This window comes from Pseudomonas sp. AS2.8 (assembly GCF_014190935.1).
Taxonomy (GTDB): Bacteria; Pseudomonadota; Gammaproteobacteria; order Pseudomonadales; family Pseudomonadaceae; genus Chryseomonas.
Map to the genome: position 1 here is coordinate 1 of NZ_JACHVV010000013.1, position 1,019 is coordinate 1,019.

The 1,019-nt window shown below is 67.3% G+C and carries 1 protein-coding gene; it reads right to left on the reverse strand.

Translation table 11 applies throughout. The annotated features are described in order from the left end of the window. On the reverse strand, positions 1–1,019 hold a 1,019-nt coding region (gene ilvA, locus FHR73_RS22425), incomplete at both ends, for a threonine ammonia-lyase, biosynthetic (protein WP_183634102.1).

Sequence of the window (1,019 nt, forward strand, 5' to 3'; positions counted from 1 at the left end):
ACGAAGATATGGGCCTCTTCGCCGGTGTGGTAGCGGTAGTTGAATTCGGTGATCTGCCGCCGGCCCAGGGCTTCGCAGAAGGCACGGAAGCTGCCCGGCCGCTCGGGGATGGTCACGGCGATGATGGCTTCGCGCTGCTCGCCCAGTTCGGCGCGCTCGGCCACATGGCGCAGGCGGTCGAAATTGATATTGGCACCCGAATCGATGGCCACCAGTACCTGGCCGCCACTGCCCGCGCGCTCGGCATATTTCTTGATCCCCGCCACGCCCAGGGCACCCGAGGGCTCGGTGATGGAGCGGGTGTCGTCGTAGATGTCCTTGATCGCCGCGCAGATCTCATCCGAGCTGACGGTGATCACCTCGTCGACATAGCGGCGGCAGATCTCGAAGGTGTGGTGGCCGATCTGGGCCACGGCCACGCCATCGGCGAACAGCCCCACTCGCGGCAGGACCACCCGCTCACCCGCGGCCATGGCCTGCTGCAGGCAGTTGGAATCGTCCGGTTCGACACCGATGATCCTGATCTCGGGCCGCAGGTATTTCACATAGGCGGCGATACCGGCGATCAGACCACCCCCGCCCACGGGGACGAAGATGGCGTCCAGCCGACCGGGATGTTGGCGCAGAATTTCCATGGCCACGGTGCCCTGGCCGGCGATGACGTCGGGGTCGTCATAGGGCGGCACGAAGGTGTAGCCCTGCTCCTCGACCAGGCGCAGCGCCTCGGCCAGGGCCTCGGGAAAGGCGTCGCCGTGCAGCACCACCTCGCCGCCGCGCGATTGCACGCCGATGACCTTGAGTTCCGGCGTGGTGCGCGGCATCACGATGATCGCCCGCACGCCCAGCTCGCGCGCCGCCAGGGACAGGCCCTGGGCGTGGTTGCCGGCGCTGGCGGTGATCACGCCGCGGGCCTTCTCGCTGGCCGAGAGGCTGGCCAGCTTGGTGTAGGCACCGCGGATCTTGAAGGAAAACACCGGCTGCAGGTCTTCACGCTTGAGCAGCACCTGGCAGCCCAGTCG